Source organism: Veillonella sp. ACP1, from assembly GCF_000286635.1.
GTDB classification, from domain to species: domain Bacteria; phylum Bacillota; class Negativicutes; order Veillonellales; family Veillonellaceae; genus Veillonella; species Veillonella atypica.
The window spans coordinates 1-20,333 of the sequence record NZ_ALKL01000008.1 but is presented as its reverse complement, the minus strand read 5'-3'; the positions used below and the strand labels follow the sequence as shown (position 1 = coordinate 20,333).

Below are 20,333 nucleotides of genomic sequence, written 5' to 3'. Positions count from 1 at the left end.
TATCGAAACGATGTTTCAATACAGCTCTATGAATTCGATTATTTAAAGAGACGTTTAATCGTACCTAGTAAACCATGGCTATGTTCACGAACACCATCAACCACGGACTCTACATCAAATCCAGTTCGTTCAATAGCTGTTGTAATCGTTTCAACAGATACCTTTGCTGGATCAAAAGATACAGTAGCCGTTTTATTTGGCAAATCAACTTCGGAGCTAAGTACGCCTTCTAGGCCTAATGTAGCACCTTCTACTGTTTCCTTACAATTATTACACATCATACCAGGTACAGTGAATACCTTTGTTACAACGCCATTATCTTCACCACAACCGCAATCTTTGCACATAATAATACCTCCTAATCATTAGCTTCCTTATGTTTTTCATCATTTTTAGCCCCAGCTGTCACATCGATAGTGGTAGCAGATTTAACGGCTTCCTTTGTTTCATCGACAGCTTTCTTTGGGCCGGAAAGAGCATCTTTAAATTCGTTGATTCCCTTACCAATCGCTTTACCCACTTCAGGTAATTTACCAGGTCCGAAGATAACTAGAGCAATCACTAAAATAACTATTAATTCAGGTGTTCCTATAGACCCCATTTGTATCTCCTTTATATTTACTTAATACTACATCCATCAGTGTACATCATTATACGCATCTTTGTCCACATACCATGTCATAGGTTCTTGTGAAAGCACTGCACCCGGCAATACACGACCGATACGTTTATCCCATGATGTATCTTCATAATCCTCACGTTGGTACAAGACCTTTGTAAGGGCTGTCCGTTTGCTTTCACCAGTTACAGTAAACCAAAGGACATCTGTTTTCGCCAAAAACGAGAAGGTCATGGAAATGCGCTCCCACACCTTACCATCCTCAACTGCTACAACATTTCGATCCGCCACTCGCAACGCATGAGAACCCGCAAATAGACCTGCTGTATGGCCATCTTCTCCAAGATCTAGAATAGCTAAATCCAGGCCAGATTTTTTACAAGCTTTAAGAACATTGCCTATTTCTTTCTCATACTCGTCAGCTGCCTCTATAACAGTTTTCGAATTGGTGTTAATAGGAAAGAAATGGGCCGCCCCCTTCGCCTTACAAAGCAGATATGGTTTTACACGGTTGAAATAATTATCTTCATGAGACTGAGGCAAAAATCGCTCATCAGTCCAGACAAAAAATATCCGTTCCCAGTTAACACGCTCAATGTACTCAGCAGAGTTCAATGTCTCTAACAAACCATTGATGACTGTGCCTCCAGTGATACCTACAATGCATGTTTCGGTGCGGCTGATTTCTTCATTGGTGAAAGCAATAAAATCCTCCGCCAATGCAGCGACCACATCACTAGGAGTATCATAACATTTAATTGTATCTTGAGCCATAAAATATGGACCTCCTAAAACTATCTTAATAGTTCTATTATATACGTTTTGTCAATGTATGAAAAGGAAAAACCGATGTAACACACTATCTGAGCTACATCGGTTCTAATGATATGAGTATGTAGTTCTAATTTACAGACGATTTAGCACATCTTATTACAAAACAGTCTTACTTTTGGCCAAATTTAGGGCGACGGCGTTCTGTAAAGGCAAGAACACCTTCTTTGAAATCTTCAGAAAGACCTAATTCACATTGGTTTTCTACTTCAAATGTCTTATATTCTTCCCAGCCTGCTAAGAAGCTTCTCCACATCATTTCCTTCATAACGCGGTACGATTTTGCAGGGCCTTTTGCTAATTTTTCAACTAAGCGTCTTGTAGCAGTCTCTAAATCCTCTGGTTCACAAACTTTATATACAAAACCAAGTTCTTTACCTTTTTCAGCGGAAACCGCTTCACCAGTCATAACGATATGCATAGCACGATTCATACCAATGGAACGAGTTAACAAGAACAAACCACCTGCATCAGGTGCAAGGCCTACGTTTACGAAGGCTTGAATAAAGCGTACATTGTTAGCTGCAACCACAAAGTCCGCTGCTAACGCCATGTTGAACGCAGCACCTGCTGCAGCACCTTGAAGGCTCATGATAACCGGTTTAGGTAAGCGTTTCATAGCCATAGAAATTTGAGCTACTAGCTCAACGATTTCAAATAAAGACTCTGTATCACCATCATTTACAGCCCGTTCCATTTCAGTTAAATCGCCGCCAGCAGAGAATACCTTGCCTTCAGCATTGATCAGCAATGCACGAACACTTTCATCATGATGTGCTTTATCTAAAACCTCAAGGATTTCCTTGCACATTTCGATATTAAAACCATTCGCCACTTTAGGACGATTAAATGTCAACGTACCAATACCGTTATCCACTACGTATTGAATTGTATTATAAATCATATGAGTTCTCCTATATGAAAATCTATTTTCGAAAAAGTTCGATTATTATATATCTATTATAGGGGAATTAATTATAGATGTAAACGTAATCTTATAATCACAATACAATACTATGTACCCGCTATCAACCCACGTTAGTATAACAAACCTTTTATGCGTAAGTATCGCTCAGCAACATCATGAGGTTTCTGTCCTTCCGATTCCACTTCATAGTTCATATATGACATATCCTGATCCGTAATCGTATTTGTCAATTTCAGCAATACCGATTCTAGCTCAGGATGCTTCTTTAACACATCTATTCTGACGACATTGCCACAAACATACGACGGATATAAATGTTTATCATCCTCAAGAACAACAATAGACGCATGGCTCAACTGACCGTCAGTAGTAAATATAGGCATAGCATCCACATGTCCGCTTTCAATAGCCTGATATTTCAAACCTATATCCATATCCTTCGTATCTTTAAAGTCCATGCCGTATACTCGCTGTAATCCCGAATACCCATCTTGGCGCCCGAAAAAATCATATTCCCCACCTAAAATCAATTGTGACGAAACCCTCGCTAAGTCTGAATATGTTTTTAAATTATATTTGTTAGCAATATCCTTACGTACAGCCATTCCATATGTATTATTGAAACCATACATACCGACCCATTTAAATTGATATGTATCCTCGTAAGCGCGCTGTAATTCATCAAATAAATTTTCACTATATTGCGTGTCTCGTTTTAGTACTGCATTCCAACCGGTACCAGTATATTCAGGATAGATATCGAATTGACCGGACTCCATGGCCGGTTGAATATTGGAGGTTCCTCCGCCTACTCCGGCTGTTACTTCAACAGTTAAATCTGTATCTTGTTCAATAAGAAGTTTAAGCATATCGCCCAAAATCAACTGTTCTGTCATCGGTTTTGTAGCTACATGAATTACGTCAGATTGTTGCGACGGCCACATAAACACACCAATACCACTAATTATCACAATTGAGGCTACAATACCAATACGTTTAAAAGTACGTTTGCAATGCCCTCTATATAGTATGATTTTCTCAAAAAAGCCTAATACACCATCCATAATCAATGCTAAAAAAGCAATTAGTAAACTGCCGGCTACAGTCATAGTCGTATTATTTGTAGTAATACCTCGATAAATAGCTACACCAAGACCTCCGGCACCAATAAATGATGCTACCCCAGTAAGCGCTATAGTCATAACTAGCATATTTCGTATACCGACCATGATTACCGGAAAGGCTAAAGGCAATTCAATATATCGTAAACGTTGTACATGAGATAACCCCAGCGATGTAGCCGCTTCAATCATTTCCTTATCAATACTGCTTAACCCAGTATATGTATTTCTCACCATCGGCAATAATGCATATATCACAAGAGCAATCACTGCCGTTGCATTACCAATTCCTGAAAAGGGAATCAAAAATCCCAGCATGGATATGGATGGTATAGTATACAAGAAATTAATAACCATCATGGTCGGATTAACTGCTCGACGATACTCGTTAAGTAAAATACCCGCAACCAATCCTAAAATAATGGCAATTATACTGGAAAGCAAAGCTATGACGACATGTTCCCATAATAGACCTGAGAAAAAGCTCCAATTCTCCACTAGTAAATGATATATATTTTGTATCATACAGCCCCCTATACACAGGTAAATATATTATGTAACATATCATGAAATACAGTTACTGGGACCTGTCAATTGAATAGCATTCATTAATTCCATAACAATATCTCCTATCATTTATAATACTCAGATTTCATATTATCCAAGATACGCTTTCTTTTATCATTACTATCATCATAACAGATAATTATTAGTGTCACCATAATCTAAGCAACAAAAAACACCTGCAGACATTGTCTGCAGGTGTAATAACCTGTATTCCAAATATTAACGTTTGGAGAATTGGCTTGCTTTGCGGGCTTTTTTAAGACCGTATTTTTTACGTTCTTTCATACGTGGGTCACGAGTCAAGAAGCCAGCTTTTTTCAAAGATTGACGAAGTTCGCCATCTACGTCCAATAACGCACGGGAAATGCCGTGACGAATTGCACCAGCTTGACCGGAAGGACCGCCACCAGCTACAGTTGCGATTACATCGTATTGTTCAACTGTGTTAGTCAAGTTCAAAGGTTGTTTTACGATCAATTCCAAAGTTTGGCGACCGAAATATTCATTAAGTTCACGTTTGTTAACAGTGATTTTACCTGTGCCCGGTACCAGACGAACTCTAGCAACGGAAGATTTTCTACGACCAGTGCCGTAATATTGTGCTACTGCCATTATATGTTCCTCCCTCTAGATTATCGTACGGAAATTTCTAATACTTCTGGTTTTTGAGCTGCATGTGGATGCTCAGGACCAGCGTATACGTTTAATTTACGGTATTGTTGTGCACCCAATTTGTTTTTTGGAAGCATACCACGAACTGCCATTTCAACAACACGTTCAGGTTGTTTTTCAAGCATCATGGACAATTTAGTGAAGCGGGAACCACCTGGGTAACCAGAGTGACGGAAGTATTCCTTTTGTTCCAATTTTTTACCAGTTACGCGAATTTTTTCTGCGTTTACAACGATCACATGGTCACCAGTGTCTACGTGTGGTGTGAAAGTTGGTTTATTTTTGCCCCGAAGAACTTTTGCAACTTCGGCAGCAAGGCGTCCTAAAGTTTTACCTTCAGCGTCAACAACATACCATTTCCGTTCGATTGTGTTCGGATTGGCCATAAATGTAGTTTTCATGCTGCATATCCTCCTAATAACGTCATAATTCTACCAAAATCAGCTTGTCCTTTGCTTCCGGGGCTAATGGAAACACGACTAAAGCTTACTCAAAATAGTATACAGATTTTATGGGGTTGTGTCAATTAAAAGTTATTATGATTTTTACCTTTGTAAAAGATAGATTTTATATTTACTTTCATTTCGCTGATTGTAAAATCAAGTTGAACAAGTAACACAAAAAGTCCATACGGCTCTCTTCCTTTGGTAGAATGTAAGTGCCTAAACTTCATTCACAAGGAGAAAAACCCTATGGACCACTTACATTATACCGCAAATGAGCACAGAAAAGGACAACATCTTACATTTGAGTGCCGTGTTTTGATTCAGACTCGACTCAAAGATGGATGGAGTCCTAACAGGATTGCCAAGGAAATTGGCTGTGCACCGAACACCGTTCGAAATGAAATCAAGCGCGGAACTGTGTCACTATACAAAGGAAATATCCTTCGTTACAAAGCCACTGCCGGTCAAAATGCTTATAAGCGAAATCGCCAGTCATGCTGCCGGCACTATGACTTTTTCGAGAAATCTAACTTCATCTCTTTTGTAGAGCAGAAGTTCTTCGAAGAAGGATGGTCACTTGATGCTTGTGTAGGACGTGCCTTGGAAAATGAATTATTCACCAGATATCAAATTGTCTGTACAAAAACACTTTATAGTTACATTGATCTCGGACTTCTTGGAATCAAGAACATCGATTTTCCGGAAAACTTCGCAGGTCACCTAAAAAAACACAGGTTCATAAAAACAAGCGAATTCTAGGTCGGAGCATTGAGGAACGCCGACATCTGTAAATGACCGTAAGGAGTTTGGACATTGGGAAGCAGATCTTGTTATCGGCTCAAAAAATAATAACGATGATGCCCTACTGACCATGATTGAGCGAAAGACCAGGGAGTACTGGATGATTCGCATCCCTGGTCGTGATCCGAACGGCGTCATGAATGCTTTGTCAACAGTTCGTTCTCAGTTTGAGGAACACTGGAATGATATCTTTAAGACAATCACCATAGACAACGGTTCCGAGTTTTCGACACTGTCTGATTTAGAGACTCTGAGTAAAACACTGGTCTATTTTGCCCATCCCTACACATCCTGCGAGAAAGGATCTGTGGAGCGCCATAACGGATTAATTCGCAGGTTTATTCCGAAAGGAAAACGAATCGACAGCTATTCCGATGAGCAGATAGCTCAGGTCGAACTCTGGTGTAATGGGTTGCCGCGGAAGCTTCTCGGATACCGAACACCGGATGAACTCTTCGAGGCCGAACTGGACAGGATTTATTCTTGTGCAACCTGATGGACTATTTAGCTGGTAATGTTCAACTTGTTATTGCAATTTTCGATTTACTTTCATTTAATTGAAAAATCTAAATGCTCAAAATTAAGTACCAAACAATGTTCCTGTAACAAGCCGATATAATAGATACAATACTAAATCAAAAAAGCCATAAATCAATATTAAAGACTAATATGCTCAACAACCATATAATTATCAAATAAGATGCTTGCCTAACATAATGTTTTCTTTGTGTAGTATATTCTATTCGTTTAATCTCTTTAAGATTATATGCTCGATATTCTAATAAGTGATTATGTATATTAAATGATAATAATACATCTAATAGTACAATACCTAAGAGTATACGTTCCGATATAGTAAACTGAAAGAAATCAACGGAGCCAATAAAGTAAGATGATACTATGAATGCTAACGAAAACAAGGTATTAACAAGGCTCAACCAATTATACCAAGCATAATCCCGACCTATTGTATAAGTTACAAAGCCATTTTTTTAAGATTTCCAATAATACTTTTATAAGAAAATATATAAGAAAAATAATTAGAGATATCATCATTATAAGATGACTAAATGATATATTTTCAATATATGTTAATAAAAACATATTCTACCAAAGTACCTCTTTAATTAAAACGACCAATACTTTCTAGCTTTCTCTCTACCTTCTTTTTCTACCTCTTCAGCCTGTTTATCTATTTTATCCAACCAATCTATCAATCGCAGTACCTTTTATTCCAGCTTTACTCAACTTAAAAGTAATAATCTTAGCCATATTAACCAACTTATTTTTACTAGCTTTTATTTTGGGCTTAGTTTTGATTAATTCTAAATCATGTGACAAATTTACGCTATCTAATGTTGTAGAGACAACCTTTTCTGTAGTTAAATTATAACGCTCATTATTTTCATTAAATGAATTTCCAAACATGCCTACATTATAAGCTTTGCCACCAAGGCCTCCAAGCATCTTAGCATCTCGGACTCTAATATTATTATTCATCGGTTTAGATACAGATAAATATGCTTTCTCTACAGTTTTACCAAAAGCATTTTCACCTACATAAGTTAAAGTACCTGTAGCAAAGTTTTTAGGCGCATTATTTATAACACTTGATACTGGAGAAAAAGGGCTCACATTATTAGCATCAGCATCTACTTCTATCCCTTCATTATCACTTCTAGTCAATATAGGAACTAAAAGCTTAACTAATCCAATCCATTCATCAATATTCGAATAACCTCTATCAGAATTAATTATTAGCTCTTGCTCTCTCAACTATGCCCCTTTTTCTGCAAATTGAATAACGGCGACCTCCTCGGCAAAAAACCATACGCCTGATATTGATTACCAAAATTTCTACACCGTATATATGCTTGGTTTTGATCTGTTCCATTTAATTCTACTGGTACAATAATATTTATATATTCATCAAGCACAAGTTCACTATTGATTCTAATAACACCTGATGCATCCCATTTAGTGCCATATTGTGCCTCAGCTGTACCTATCACTGGTGAACGGCCTAGGCTACCATTTACAGCGGCACCTAGTAGTGCACTTAATGTTTGAGCCACATCAGATTTCTCTTTTACAATTTTTTGAATTTCTCCAATAAAATCTTCATTTGTAGCACCAGCATAAAAACCACTACCAGCTTTATTCCCTGCTATACGAGCAGATACTTCAGCGACTACACCATGAGCTATCGCTTTTGCTGTTTTACCTTCTTTATAGGTTGAACTCTAATTATGTAATTGACCAAAGGCTTCTTTTGCAAATAATTTAGTTTACTTTAACTATTATTCCAACATATCATATTAAAACCCATTATACTTAAGCCACAAATATAGAACTATTGCGATAGCAGGATATAGCAACATATATCGAGCTAATTTTTTACCATTATGATATTGTGGAGAAGATTTTTTTTGTATTGTAATAATCATCCCTGATAAGTAAATTAAAATTACACCCAAAATCGTACTACTCATGATCATCATAAAATCATCTATAAACCAAAATACATATCCTAATAGCCCAACATAAAAATAAGAAATGACAATAAATGTTTTAAATAGCTTTGGAAAGCGCATATTTAAAGACATCTCTTTATAGCCCACATTATTCGTCCAAGCTAATATATATATCTTTGTATAAATACATAAAGTTATAATAAACCAACATAAAAATAATCCTTTATATCCCCACATGCTTATCTCTTTCTTCTTTCTCCTTCAACAATTTATATTTCTGATACTCAACAAAAATGCCATAGGATACATTAACTCCTACACTAGCAGTATAAGATAATGGCGCACCCGACCCTAACGTTCCAGCTGTGGCGCCTGCCGCGCTTAAGCTTGTTACCACTCCTAATCCATAAGCAGTTTCATCTAACATATTTGCCTTAGCAATTAAATCTGGATGACCTTTAAAAGTCATCTCATTATCTATTTTTGCCGCTACAAGCAATGCTGCACCTGAAGCATATCCACCAATAGCTCTTGAACCAGAATTAATAATTGCACGAGTGCCACTTCTAACATATCCCGGTGTCATCTTCTTAAATAAATTTTGGACACCTATAGATCCATAATGTTCTGCAGACATCGACCAAAAATTTGAATTCATATAACTTTCTATAACTTTTGAACCTACCTCTAAAGGCCGATCTTCTTTCTTCATATAAAAATTAGGAGTATATTTTAAATTACCAACGTCTTCCTTAACTTTAACTGTCAAAACAGATGTGGTCGGATTAAAATCATTTAATCTATCTTTTCCCGTTTTATAATCATTATATAAAGTTATATCTACTTTATTCCGCTTTCTTAAATCATAATCAGACTTAAATAAATCTAACGTTCCACCCTTAATATCAACGTCTACAAAGTTATAATCTTTATCAAGTACAGAGGTTATTTCCTCCCCCTTTTCATTTGTAGTTGTTATTACCACATATTCAACAATCGAAGCATCTTTATATAGTTTAGATATGTATATTTTTTCTCCTTGACTATTTACATATACACCCGTTGATTCAATATCATTTAATATATGTTTCATATTAGGCTCAACCTGGTTAGCATTCCATTTAGTCCCATATTGTGCTTCAGCTGCACCCGTTACAGGTGAATAGCCTAAGCTACCATTTACGGCAGCGCCTAGTAAAGCACTTAAGGATTGAGCTACATCAGGCTTCTCTTTTGCAATTTTTTGAATTTCTCCAATTAATGCTTCATTAGTAGCACCAGCATAAAAACCACTACCCGGTTTATTTCCTGCCATACGAGCAGATACTTCAGCGACTACACCATGGGCTATTGCTTTTGCAGCTTTACCTTCTTTAGAGGTTGGATTCCAATTATGTAATTGACCAAAAGCTTCTTTTGCAAATAATTTAGATAATTCTTGACGTTCTTCAATTTTCTTTTTATCGAAGATTTCATCAAGCTTATTCAAGCTATCTTTTGTATCTCGAGACAGTGTTTGCATATTAAAGTTAGCGTCTCGTACTTCTATTGTACCATTTGAAATAGCAGATTTTGTAGTGGAAGAACTAGATTTACTAGAATCTGGTAACAGATTAGGTAATCTGCCTAATGTATTCCACACAGCATCTTTTCCTGCTTTACTAAGGTTCTTAAAATTACCTACGTGATTATAACTCATACCTACATTACGAGACGTATATTCTGCCGTATTTTCAACACCTTTAACATCCAATGATTTAGTGGATAATTTATTTTTATTAGTGTCTGCTGTACTATCTATAACGGCCCCTGTTAATGATGTTGTTGCAGCCGTGTTAATTACAAATCCACCATCACCTGCATATATACCCGCTTGATCGGTAACACTTGCATAATCACTTTTCATTTTACCTTTGCTTGAACTCATAGATACATTACTTAGAGAACCCGCATTTGTAGATACACTAAACCCTTTATTAGAGCTTTCACCTACATATGTCTTTGTATCTTGTAAGCTTTCAATAGAAAGATTTCCACCTACGTCGGCTGTTACAGATTTACCAATTACCTTAGAACCACTGATATGGGTGTCCTTTCCAGAGGTAATAGTAACAGCATCCGAACCTACAACAGTAGTACCAGTATGTGTTGCTTCCTTTGTATTACTCTTTTGTTTTGCAGCATTAGCACTTGCATCAAAACCTAGTATACCACCTCCAGCAACACTAATATTAGCCCCAACAGACCAGCCTTTACTCTTAGCATTTTCAAGCTTTTCACTTGTATTTGTTGCCGCTTGTAAAGATACATCATTAGAAGCTACTAATTTGACTGTTTTACCTGAAATTGTTTCACCAACAGCTTTAATATTACCCTTGATAGAGTCTGCACTATTAGCCTCAATGATAATATCTCCATTACTTTCAATAAATCCCCCATCAAACGTATTTGCTTCATAAGAGGATTCACTTCGACTACTACTAGAACCAATGCTTACACGAATATTTACAAGATTATCTGCTTTAGCACGTTTCTTAGCTTTATATCCAGCTTTGTCATTTTCTAAATCAGCTAACTGGGTCTTACCTTTTTGTACTAATGCATTTCCCTTTGTATCTTTTAATTTTGCAGTTTCCTTTAACTGTTCTTTTGATACATCACTCAAATTAGTACTACCAATCCCTGTTGCTTTATAGAGATCAAATTTAGCAGATTCCTTTAAAGCAACTCCATCTCGAATGGTTTGACGACCTTCTTTATAAATATTGCCAGCGGTATAGTTAGAATAATCATATAGATTAGTAGCTGCTGTTTTAAGCTCTTTACCTGCTTCCATATATTCTAGTGCAGCCAAACGTTTATCTTCACGACCTTTAGCTTTTTGTTGTAATCCATAGGCCGTATTAATAGCACTTGCTACAGAACCGCCAAGACTAACCGTAAGGCCAGAAGATTTATATTCGTGACTTTCTTTAGAAAGGTAATGATCTTCCTTGCCATCTAACACTATATCTTGTCCACTAAGTCTAATTCCTTTATCCGCTATAATATCTGTAGTAGTCAAGTGAACCGTATCACCAGCTTGTACAGTAACCTCACCATTAGTAGATCCTAAAGTAGTGGCTTTATGAGTAGTTTCATCGATAGAGTAGTTATCTTTAGATTGTTTTTTACCAATCATGATACCCATGCCAGCACCCATAATACCAGATTTTTTTACATCTTTAGATGCGATACTTAGCGTATGCTCTGCTGCGGCATCAGTTGTTACATTATGACCAGCTAATACAGATGTTCCTGCAGTACTCACCACATTAGAGGATGTAAGTGTCACATCGTTATTAGCACCCACCACTACAGTATGACCACTAATGGTGCTCATTAATACATGTTTAGATTCATCATTAGTCTTGATTTTAGTTTCTTTTTTATTCAGGAACCCTTTTTCTTTATAGGATAACGCAAAAGCATCCTTAGATTCACTATACCCATTTTCAATGGATACGTCATGTTCACCAATTACTTTTACCGCCCCAGAGTCACTGCTAACGGTCAAATTACGAGCCTTAACATCATGTTTAGCCCCAATAGATATATCTCCACCAGCTTCTATTGTCGTTCCCAGTTCAGTTTGACGATAGGTTCGTAAATAATTATCCCCATCTTGAGTCATATCTTTTTTAGCTGTAAGAGTGTCTGTAGTAATATTAATATCACGTCCAGCTGTAATAGTGATAGCACCATCTTTGCCTAACGCTTCGATAGTCGCACCACCTAAGTTTACATCATTGCCAGCAGATACAATCATAACGCCTGTATCACCAGTTACAGCAATACCAGCTGTTTTATGTATTACATCTTGGTTTGTTAAATGCGCAATAGAATTGTTAAAGGTAATATCCTTTTTTGCTTGTAGTTCTACAGCATCACGGCCAACAATTTGACCTTGTTGGTAAATAGTTCTATCCGATTGCAAACCAACTTTGTCTGCATTAATATGACCGCTATTAATAATATCTTGATTAGATGCAAGAATGACTGTTTTACCTTGAATCACACCTTCATTACGGATACTATCCTTTGCATTCATAACTAATGTATTAGCACTCATTAAGGTTCCATCAGTATGTAACTGCAAACCATTGCTTTGTTTAAGATATACTTTAGGATAGATTACCTCAACAGGCTTACCCTCTACCATAACAACATCTTTTACAAGCCAGACCATATCACTAGTGAGACTAGCTGCTTGTTCTGCCGTCAGTGCTACACCTGGAGCAATACCATGTTGTTTAGCGTATACAATACCGGCATCCATTAAAGCTTTAAATTGACTTTCATCATCTGTATACCCATCAAGGAATCTATACCCTGTACCAGAGACAATCTAATTTCTAACTAAGGTCTGCTCATACAAGCCATCGCCTAGTCGTTTTTCAATATTCTCAGGCTTTGTCTTCATCTCTTTATACATATAATCAGATGATAAAAAGGCTTTTCTATTTGTGAATTGTGGATCTGTTTCAACTACATAGTTAGCAGTGATTTCAGGATGTATTGTATACAAAGATTCTGTAGGTAATGACAAAATATTAGTTCCCGCAGTTGGTTTAGAGACATCATTACTGCTATCTTGGGCAAATGGATTTAAAAAGTCTTGTACCTCTTTACGGTGATTAGCACCAACATCACCTTTAGCCTTACCATTTTTATCTTCTTTCTTAGCAACCCCAAGTGCTATTGGGTTTTCTTTATTCACTTGTGGTGTCATAAACACTTGACCCTTATAACCTCTACGTCAAGATTTATGAGGAAATTTACGCTTATATCTATAGGTTACTTCAGTAGTCCCAAAAGTATTTATTACTTCTTGATTTTCCTTTGCAACTTGATTAATTGCTCCAGTAGTAGCTAACGTACCACCTACAACCATTTGACTATTTTCATTAGTACCAGTTCCGGTGAATGACATATCTCCACCAAAGCGCACAACACCTGGTGTACTACTTTTTACTTCTTCATGAGAAGTCATAGTCTTAGTTCGAATTATAGTATAATCGTCTATTTTTTCATTAGCCACACCAGAAATCTGTTGGTTATATAGTTTAGCCTTTTCATTATGCGCTTTGATTTTATCATTTAATGATGCCAAAATAGGCTTAAACTGTGCATCCCACGCCTCTTGTTCAGGACCTGCTGTTTGAGGGCGCTCTGTCGTCATAGATGTAATGCCAAACTCATTAAAAATAGGGTCATTATAGGCATATGATGGTATTTGTGTACCAATATATTCTGCTGGAATGGGCGCTTCACCAGCCGCTTGCTCTTCTGGTGTAATCTGTTCTACAGTAACATATTCTGCAGCCTCGTATATAGGCATTGGTGCCTTACTACTATGACTATGATAAGCACCATAGCCACTGTTTAATGAACTAAATTCAGACTTTTTAAAGGTTTGACCTCGCTCGCTATGATCTTTGTCTGTAATCAAGATTTGATCTTCTTGTGCTGTAAGCATAGTGTCATTACTTGCACCAGAAAGACCTTTTTCAATTTCAGGACTAACACGTTTTGCTGTAAAAGAAGAGTTCTTATTTTGATAGTCTTTGCTTCGAATAACACCATTACCCATTCCATCAATAGTACCACCGATATTGTGCAAAGTATCGTGGCCATCTAACGTCATAGTACTACCACTATATATAAGAGATTTTTCTCTATTCAAAATAGAGTCCGCTTCAATAGTTACATCTTCTCGACCTGCAATAGTACTCCCTTTATGAGCAGATAATTCCTCTTGTACTAACTTAACAGCTTTTAGTTTTTCATCATATACTTTAGATAGTTCTTTGATTCGGTTCAAATAGTTATCTTGTTCAGCTTTTGATGTAAAAGCTGTAGTATCTACAGCATAAGCTGCTTCAAGCTTATCTTCTGCTGCTTTCATATCTGCCATAGCCGCATCTAATTTGGATTCTAACGCTACATTCTTACGGTTTTCGAGTACCTTCGTTTGTATCGCTACTTTTCCACCATAAATACGACCATTCTCTGTATTATGTAGCTCTTTACTGTTAATTGTCGTAGTACCACCAGATACAATCACTGCATCAGTATTACGAACGGTACCTGCCACAACAGACAAGGAACCCTTACTTGTAACAGCGCCTTGCGTGTTAGCACCAGCTGCAATTGTATTTTTGTTAGTTAAGGATTCTTCTACCTGAATATGTCCATTATTAACAGATGTAATATGCCCTGTATTTATTAGTTCTTTTGTTTCTAATACTAACTCTCCACCAGAGGCAATTATTTTTGTATTCTGTATAGAGTTTGCTTTAGCCACGAGACTTGTATCAGATTGAAGTGTACCATTAACAGATAGATGACCATTAGCATCTACTGAAACAGACTGAGTGCCTGCCACTACACCATTAAGATTAACACCTACACCAGCTTCAGTGCCAACCATAGTAATATGATTCGCGTACATCCCACCTACTGCCGCCACATCCAAACCAATCGTTGGTTTTGTTTCCACAGTTGAAGCCTCTAAAGCTGTAGCCTTTAAGTTGTTAGCATCAATGTGATTTTGTCCTGTACGAGTATTAAGTGTATTTGCCCAAACACCTGCATTTACATCAATAGTTCGTGCCAAGATAGACACAGAATCTGCACGCTTCCCATCAAGGCCTTTACCTTCAATAGAGATATTTCCTTGTTCTACGCGGTAATTTTGTAACTGTCCAGCACCATCTAATTCTGGTTTACCGGTAGTTAACACAGCATGATTTGTATTAAGGAAGCCCCCTCCATTAACGGTAATGCCGTTAGGATTAGCCACCACAACGGAGGCTTTTTGCCCCGCCACTTCTAAATAGCCACTCATAGATGTTGGTGCATCTGATGTAACTTGGTTTACGATGACCTTTGCAGTACCATTCACCATGTTACTATTACCTTGCACATAACCAGCAAGTTCTGTTTTACTCGTTACATATGAGTTATTTAGAATAGCACCCTGTTTTTCAACATTAAATTGGTCATATTTATTCATAGAAACTCCACCATTAGTAGGTGCCGTAATATTAACTAATGGAATGTGATTAGCTGTTTCCTGAACTAATGGCCGTTCAGTAATAGCAGCATTATTATCAGGCATAATAGGAGCTGCCAACACCATCGATTGAGATGCTACTACTACGCCAAAAGTGAGCCAAGACAATATCTTTCGTCCCAGCGTACGTCGTTCTTGATTTGTTTTACACATACAACTCTCCAATTATGTAAATACTAGCTCAACACATATATAGTCATAATCATATTGAGATTAGAATCTGTACCCTATAGTAAATCCGCTATAAAACTTCTTCGTATGATATCCTTGCGGTTTATATAAAGGGGTACTTACAAATGCATCGACCATGAGCCCTGATGCATAGTTACCACGTATACCTAATGCTGTACCAGCAATACTTTTTCCAACTAACGATTCTGTACTTTTACCATATACAGCTCCTACATCAATGCCAAAATATACTTCCGTATTAAGCCGCGGAATAACTGAGGATACTTCATTACGTATATACCAGCCACTATCGCCCATAAGTGTATATTCACCATCAAAGCCATAAACACTATATCGGTTACCAATATTGATAGTATCTACACTATATACTCTCTTACCGCCTTGTACCCATTGTCCATGGAATGAAGAGGTAAATGATGCCGGTCGATGGCCCATAACAAATGGTTTACGATAATCTACATCAACAAGCCACATATGATATCTAGAGGTTGGCCCGCCCATAGCAACAGATGCCTTATGCTCAGGTTGTGCGCCAAGTGCGCCTATCCCCCACTGGAATCCTAAACGAGAGTATAATGTAGCATTTCCAATATATGTACGATTGGAAACACCAAGCTCCATTGAAGTGGTACGTAATGCTTGCACAGGTAGTTCCATATCATTGATAAAGCGATGATTATGACGTGTGCTAATAGAAATATCAAATGCACGTTTTTCACGTTGTGTACGCGACAAAACATGATTCCATTTCGCCTTCATAGTAGTGGACTTACCACTATATGTGAAATCATAAGGATTAGATTGAATAGTTTGATGATATCTTGATTTAGAAAAACTAACACTGAACGTATCTTTACCATGTGGTATCACATAATTAAGACTGGCTGCGCGAGTTCCTTTTATACTGCCTGCACCGCTTACATCACCTGACAATGACATGGTTAACGTATCATTAGCTCTAAAAGCTTGGTCTAACGATGCAGTAAAGCTACCTTGATATACACCTGTTGATTCAAGACCACTATTATCGATACTAATTGATCCGTGTACTGGTTTCTCTTGTTTAATCGATAACTCAATAATAGAAGTACCAACAGCTGTACCTGGAAGTAACTTCATTGTTACCGATTGAGATGATACACGTTTCATCTGCTCCAAGCCTTGTTCTACATCTCGGATATTAAGGATATCTCCAGGTCTCACAGAGAAAGCCGTTCGCCAAGGACCATGAACCGAAGACTCACTATATCGAATATCTTCCACTCGTCCCGGTAGAACCATAAACTGCAACGTGCCAGAATTTACATTTTGTTCAGGAATATATACCTGAGAGGTAACGAAACCTCTATCTAATAACTTACGTTGAAGGGAATTACGTATATTAGTAATATCTGCTACTGTTACTGTGCTTTGCTCATTTTTACGTGCAATCTTATGTAAGAAAGCAAATTCCTTAGGTACACCCTCTAACTGAATATGATGAATAAAAAAAGATGCACCATTCTGATTTGAAGGTACGTCTATAGGCGCCGATTCACTAACAACACTTTCTACGCGCTCAGCATCTAAGCGAAGATTCCGTTCCTGTTGAACTTCTCGGTCTTCTTGTAATTGTTCTTGCTGTGCCATAGGCATAATCGGATTCACTGCATATGCCCCAAAAGGCATAGATGCACCCAATACACCTAGGCTAAGAAGAACTAAGCGTTTTATCTTCACAAAACTCTCCTAAATACATACTCTAACAACACTAATCATGATTAAATCATAATTTTTTCTATCAACAGAATAACATGATTAAAGTTTTTTTATAAATAGTTTTGTTTTATTTGAACATTTCAATTTCATCATTTTGCTAATTAAATAAAAAAGCAAAAAGCACAGTGCCTATACGCATAAGCACTGTGCTTTCTATATTTGTAGAACTGTATGTCTTATTTCGAGTACAATTCGACGATAAGTGTTTCGTTAACTTCGATAGGAAGTTCTTCACGTTGAGGAAGACGAGTAAAAGTAGCTTTGAAGCCTTCCAAGTCTTTTTCAATGTAAGGAAGTTCGAAAGAACGAAGTTCTTGGAAATTAGTTTTGAACATTTCGTTGTCGCGGGAAGCTTCACGAAGTTCAATAACGTCACCTGGTTTACAGGAGTAGGATGGAATGTCTACACGACGACCATTTACCAAAATGTGGCCATGGTTTACCATTTGACGAGCTTGACGAATGGAATTACCGAAGCCGATGCGATATACAAGGTTATCAAGACGTTGTTCCAAAAGGATTAACATGTTTTGACCTGTAACACCTTGCATTTTTTTCGCTTTATCATAATAGCGTACGAACTGGCGTTCTAGCAAGTTGTAGTAAGCTTTAACTTTTTGTTTTTCTAATAATTGTGTGCCATACTCAGACATTTTTTTCTGACGTTGGTCTTTTTTGACGCGATTCAAGGCTTTTGCGTGACCGAATACGTTCACACCAAAGCGACGACAAAGTTTGAATCGAGCCTCTCTTCTCGTTGCCATGTGATTATCACCTCATAAATTAATATATACTTGTACCACGACATAAAGGTACTTAGTAATAATATCACTTCTTATGCCCCTATGTCAATTAGTTCTACCTATAAATAGCATGTGCAAAGCAGATCTTTCGCCATACTATTTATCATTATTTTTACTCACCTATCATAGCATTAGAAACGAAATTTCTTATAAAAGAACCGCTCTATATCTATTCTAATTAATTCATCGCCTTTTATAGATTTAGATGAAAAAATACTTATAGTATGCTACAATACAATTAATATAGGTAATAAGTAGTAATGTGAGGTTTTTATTATAATCGGAGTACCGAAATGAAAGAATTACCAACCATGCAAGAGCTACAAAGTTTTATTACATATAATAAAACAGGTAGCTTTACACTAGCAGCACAAACGATGAATATCACCCAATCTGCTTTCAGTGCGCAAATGAAAAAATTAGAACGACTTGTAGGCGTTAAATTAATTTCTCGCTCCACCCGCGGTAGTCGTTTGACGCCAGAAGGTGAACTATTCCTGCCTGAAGCAGAACTCGTATTGGACACATTGGAGAGAGCCATACAATCCATCCGTTTAGCTAGCAAAGTTGAACGCCCTATCCTAAATATCGGCGTTCTTCGTAGCCTCGGCGACATTCGCCTCAACGGATATGTATCGCATTTCTTTGAAAACCATCCTGAATTCTCTGTATCTATTTACGATATGGAAGAAGAAGAGCTATTGCTCGATTTACGAGAAAATCGTATCGACATTGCCCTTCTCTATTTACCAAATAATAAGGACATGTCCTTATATGAATCAAAAGCGCTACGGGAAGATGAATTTGTATATTATGCGCCAAAATTGATTGATCAAGTTAAAGAAGCTACGTTAAAATCAATTCAACAATTCCCACTTTTAATGTATCCACCTAAATATTTTATGTACCGTACATTAAAAGCTTATGTAGGTAATGGTCAACAAAATCTACACATCCGTGGTAGCCGCTTATCGAATCCGTACACAATGATCGATTATTGTGGCAAGAATGAATCTGGTTGCATCGTAGCGCGTCAAATTCTCGACGCCCTCAACATCACTACTGGCTATTTACCATTAGAAAAACCATTTAAGTTACAAGTATGTTTCGCATACAAGAAAAATAATTCTAAAACTGAAACGATGCATACATTTATGGACTATGTCCATCAGGAATCCCCTGCGAGATTATAATACTCAATCCCTCGTTTTAATAGCGAGGGATTTTTATTGTTTTCAAACTCAATAATCTACTACTGACAGGGTACAACAACCATGATACACTAATATGAGATTTATAATCATTGTGAGGTATATATGTTATTATCTATATTCTATTTTTTATTAGCCGGTATCGCTGAAATTGGCGGCGGATATCTCGTCTGGCTCTACATGCGCGATGATAAAAGTCCTCTATATCTACTAGCAGGCGCCATTATCTTAATCTTGTACGGTATAATTCCTACATTTCAACCAGAGTCCAGCTTCGGCAAGGTCTATGCTGCATACGGCGGCGTATTTATTGCACTCTCCATTCTATGGGGCTGGCTCGTCGATGGATTGCGCCCCGACATGTATGATATTATCGGCGGTCTAGTTTGCCTTGTAGGTGTATATATCATCATGTATGCACCGAGATAAATCAATATACAAGATTTATAACAACCATACTGAAAGCGACACATAGTGTCGCTTTTTGTATTTGTACTGCACACATCTGAATTTATAACACAAAAAAGCAGTTATCCGAAGATAACTGCTTTAGCTTGGTGGACGATGACAGGATCGAACTGCCGACATCCTGCTTGTAAGGCAGGCGCTCTCCCAGCTGAGCTAATCGTCCATGTGGTGACCCGTCCGGGAATCGAACCCGGGATACCGCCGTGAAAGGGCGGTGTCTTAACCGCTTGACCAACGGGCCAATATTGGCTCCCCGAGTAGGACTCGAACCTACGACCGATCGGTTAACAGCCGATTGCTCTACCGACTGAGCTATCGAGGAACA

At 37.5% G+C, this 20,333-nt stretch carries 17 protein-coding genes, 3 tRNA genes and 1 pseudogene; 3 read left to right on the top strand and 18 right to left on the bottom strand.

Annotated elements, in window-relative coordinates; genetic code table 11:
• Positions 1-38: 38 nt before the first annotated feature.
• The 7 genes from HMPREF1151_RS02680 to rplM form a co-directional block, all read right to left on the bottom strand.
• Positions 39-347, bottom strand: a complete 309-nt coding sequence (locus tag HMPREF1151_RS02680; RefSeq protein ID WP_005377855.1) for a heavy-metal-associated domain-containing protein — start codon at positions 345-347, stop codon at positions 39-41.
• Positions 348-358: 11 nt separating this feature from the next.
• Positions 359-601, bottom strand: a complete 243-nt coding sequence (locus HMPREF1151_RS02675; RefSeq protein ID WP_005377864.1) for a twin-arginine translocase TatA/TatE family subunit — start codon at positions 599-601, stop codon at positions 359-361.
• Positions 602-637: 36 nt separating this feature from the next.
• Positions 638-1,393 (bottom strand): 6-phosphogluconolactonase, encoded by a 756-nt coding sequence (gene pgl, locus HMPREF1151_RS02670; RefSeq protein ID WP_009660969.1) that lies wholly within the window; start codon positions 1,391-1,393, stop codon positions 638-640.
• 169 nt (positions 1,394-1,562) lie between these two features.
• Positions 1,563-2,354, bottom strand: coding sequence for an enoyl-CoA hydratase (locus HMPREF1151_RS02665; RefSeq protein ID WP_005377852.1), 792 nt, complete (start codon positions 2,352-2,354; stop codon positions 1,563-1,565).
• A gap of 134 nt (positions 2,355-2,488) precedes the next feature.
• Positions 2,489-4,024: a glycine betaine ABC transporter substrate-binding protein gene (locus HMPREF1151_RS02660; protein WP_005377858.1), complete on the bottom strand. Its 1,536-nt coding sequence runs from the start codon at positions 4,022-4,024 to the stop codon at positions 2,489-2,491.
• 261 nt (positions 4,025-4,285) lie between these two features.
• Positions 4,286-4,678 (bottom strand): 30S ribosomal protein S9, encoded by a 393-nt coding sequence (rpsI, locus tag HMPREF1151_RS02655; RefSeq protein ID WP_005377846.1) that lies wholly within the window; start codon positions 4,676-4,678, stop codon positions 4,286-4,288.
• A 20-nt stretch (positions 4,679-4,698) separates the two neighbouring features.
• Positions 4,699-5,139 (bottom strand): 50S ribosomal protein L13, encoded by a 441-nt coding sequence (rplM, locus tag HMPREF1151_RS02650; protein ID WP_005381375.1) that lies wholly within the window; start codon positions 5,137-5,139, stop codon positions 4,699-4,701.
• Between the two features lie 291 nt (positions 5,140-5,430).
• On the opposite strand from rplM, the pseudogene HMPREF1151_RS02645 reads away from it, so the two are divergent.
• Positions 5,431-6,481, top strand: a pseudogene (locus tag HMPREF1151_RS02645) (IS30 family transposase).
• Positions 6,482-7,182: 701 nt separating this feature from the next.
• Here HMPREF1151_RS02645 and HMPREF1151_RS02640 read toward each other — a convergent pair.
• The 8 genes from HMPREF1151_RS02640 to rpsD all read right to left on the bottom strand — a co-directional run bounded on the left by HMPREF1151_RS02640 (position 7,183) and on the right by rpsD (position 18,290).
• Complete coding sequence (locus HMPREF1151_RS02640) at positions 7,183-7,761, bottom strand: hypothetical protein (protein WP_009660961.1); 579 nt, start codon at positions 7,759-7,761, stop codon at positions 7,183-7,185.
• On the bottom strand, positions 7,758-8,060 hold the full coding sequence (locus HMPREF1151_RS02635; RefSeq protein WP_009660966.1) for a hypothetical protein: 303 nt from the start codon (positions 8,058-8,060) through the stop codon (positions 7,758-7,760). The genes HMPREF1151_RS02640 and HMPREF1151_RS02635 overlap by 4 nt, the downstream gene beginning before the upstream one ends.
• 243 nt (positions 8,061-8,303) lie before the next feature.
• The gene (locus HMPREF1151_RS02630) at positions 8,304-8,696 is read right to left on the bottom strand and encodes a hypothetical protein (RefSeq protein ID WP_232198003.1); all 393 of its coding nucleotides are present in this window, start codon (positions 8,694-8,696) and stop codon (positions 8,304-8,306) included.
• Entirely contained in the window at positions 8,683-12,777 is a 4,095-nt protein-coding gene (locus tag HMPREF1151_RS09905; RefSeq protein ID WP_009660965.1) for a hemagglutinin repeat-containing protein, read from the bottom strand. The genes HMPREF1151_RS02630 and HMPREF1151_RS09905 overlap by 14 nt, the downstream gene beginning before the upstream one ends.
• Before the next feature lie 69 nt (positions 12,778-12,846).
• Entirely contained in the window at positions 12,847-13,230 is a 384-nt protein-coding gene (locus HMPREF1151_RS09900; RefSeq protein ID WP_009660967.1) for a hypothetical protein, read from the bottom strand.
• Between the two features lie 27 nt (positions 13,231-13,257).
• On the bottom strand, positions 13,258-15,729 hold the full coding sequence (locus HMPREF1151_RS09895; RefSeq protein ID WP_009660970.1) for a filamentous hemagglutinin N-terminal domain-containing protein: 2,472 nt from the start codon (positions 15,727-15,729) through the stop codon (positions 13,258-13,260).
• A gap of 60 nt (positions 15,730-15,789) precedes the next feature.
• Positions 15,790-17,487, bottom strand: coding sequence for a ShlB/FhaC/HecB family hemolysin secretion/activation protein (locus tag HMPREF1151_RS02620; protein WP_009660964.1), 1,698 nt, complete (start codon positions 17,485-17,487; stop codon positions 15,790-15,792).
• A gap of 215 nt (positions 17,488-17,702) precedes the next feature.
• Positions 17,703-18,290, bottom strand: a complete 588-nt coding sequence (gene rpsD / locus HMPREF1151_RS02615; protein ID WP_005377187.1) for a 30S ribosomal protein S4 — start codon at positions 18,288-18,290, stop codon at positions 17,703-17,705.
• 332 nt (positions 18,291-18,622) lie between these two features.
• On the opposite strand from rpsD, the gene HMPREF1151_RS02610 reads away from it, so the two are divergent.
• Positions 18,623-19,522 (top strand): LysR family transcriptional regulator, encoded by a 900-nt coding sequence (locus HMPREF1151_RS02610; RefSeq protein ID WP_005377113.1) that lies wholly within the window; start codon positions 18,623-18,625, stop codon positions 19,520-19,522.
• Between the two features lie 123 nt (positions 19,523-19,645).
• Entirely contained in the window at positions 19,646-19,969 is a 324-nt protein-coding gene (locus HMPREF1151_RS02605; protein WP_009660963.1) for a YnfA family protein, read from the top strand.
• A 126-nt stretch (positions 19,970-20,095) separates the two neighbouring features.
• Here the strand turns inward: HMPREF1151_RS02605 and HMPREF1151_RS02600 are convergent.
• From HMPREF1151_RS02600 to HMPREF1151_RS02590, 3 genes are all read right to left on the bottom strand, one after another.
• Positions 20,096-20,171 (bottom strand) — tRNA-Val (locus HMPREF1151_RS02600).
• A 3-nt stretch (positions 20,172-20,174) separates the two neighbouring features.
• Positions 20,175-20,249 (bottom strand) — tRNA-Glu (locus HMPREF1151_RS02595).
• Between the two features lie 5 nt (positions 20,250-20,254).
• Positions 20,255-20,330, bottom strand: a tRNA-Asn gene (locus HMPREF1151_RS02590).
• Positions 20,331-20,333 lie beyond the last annotated feature (3 nt).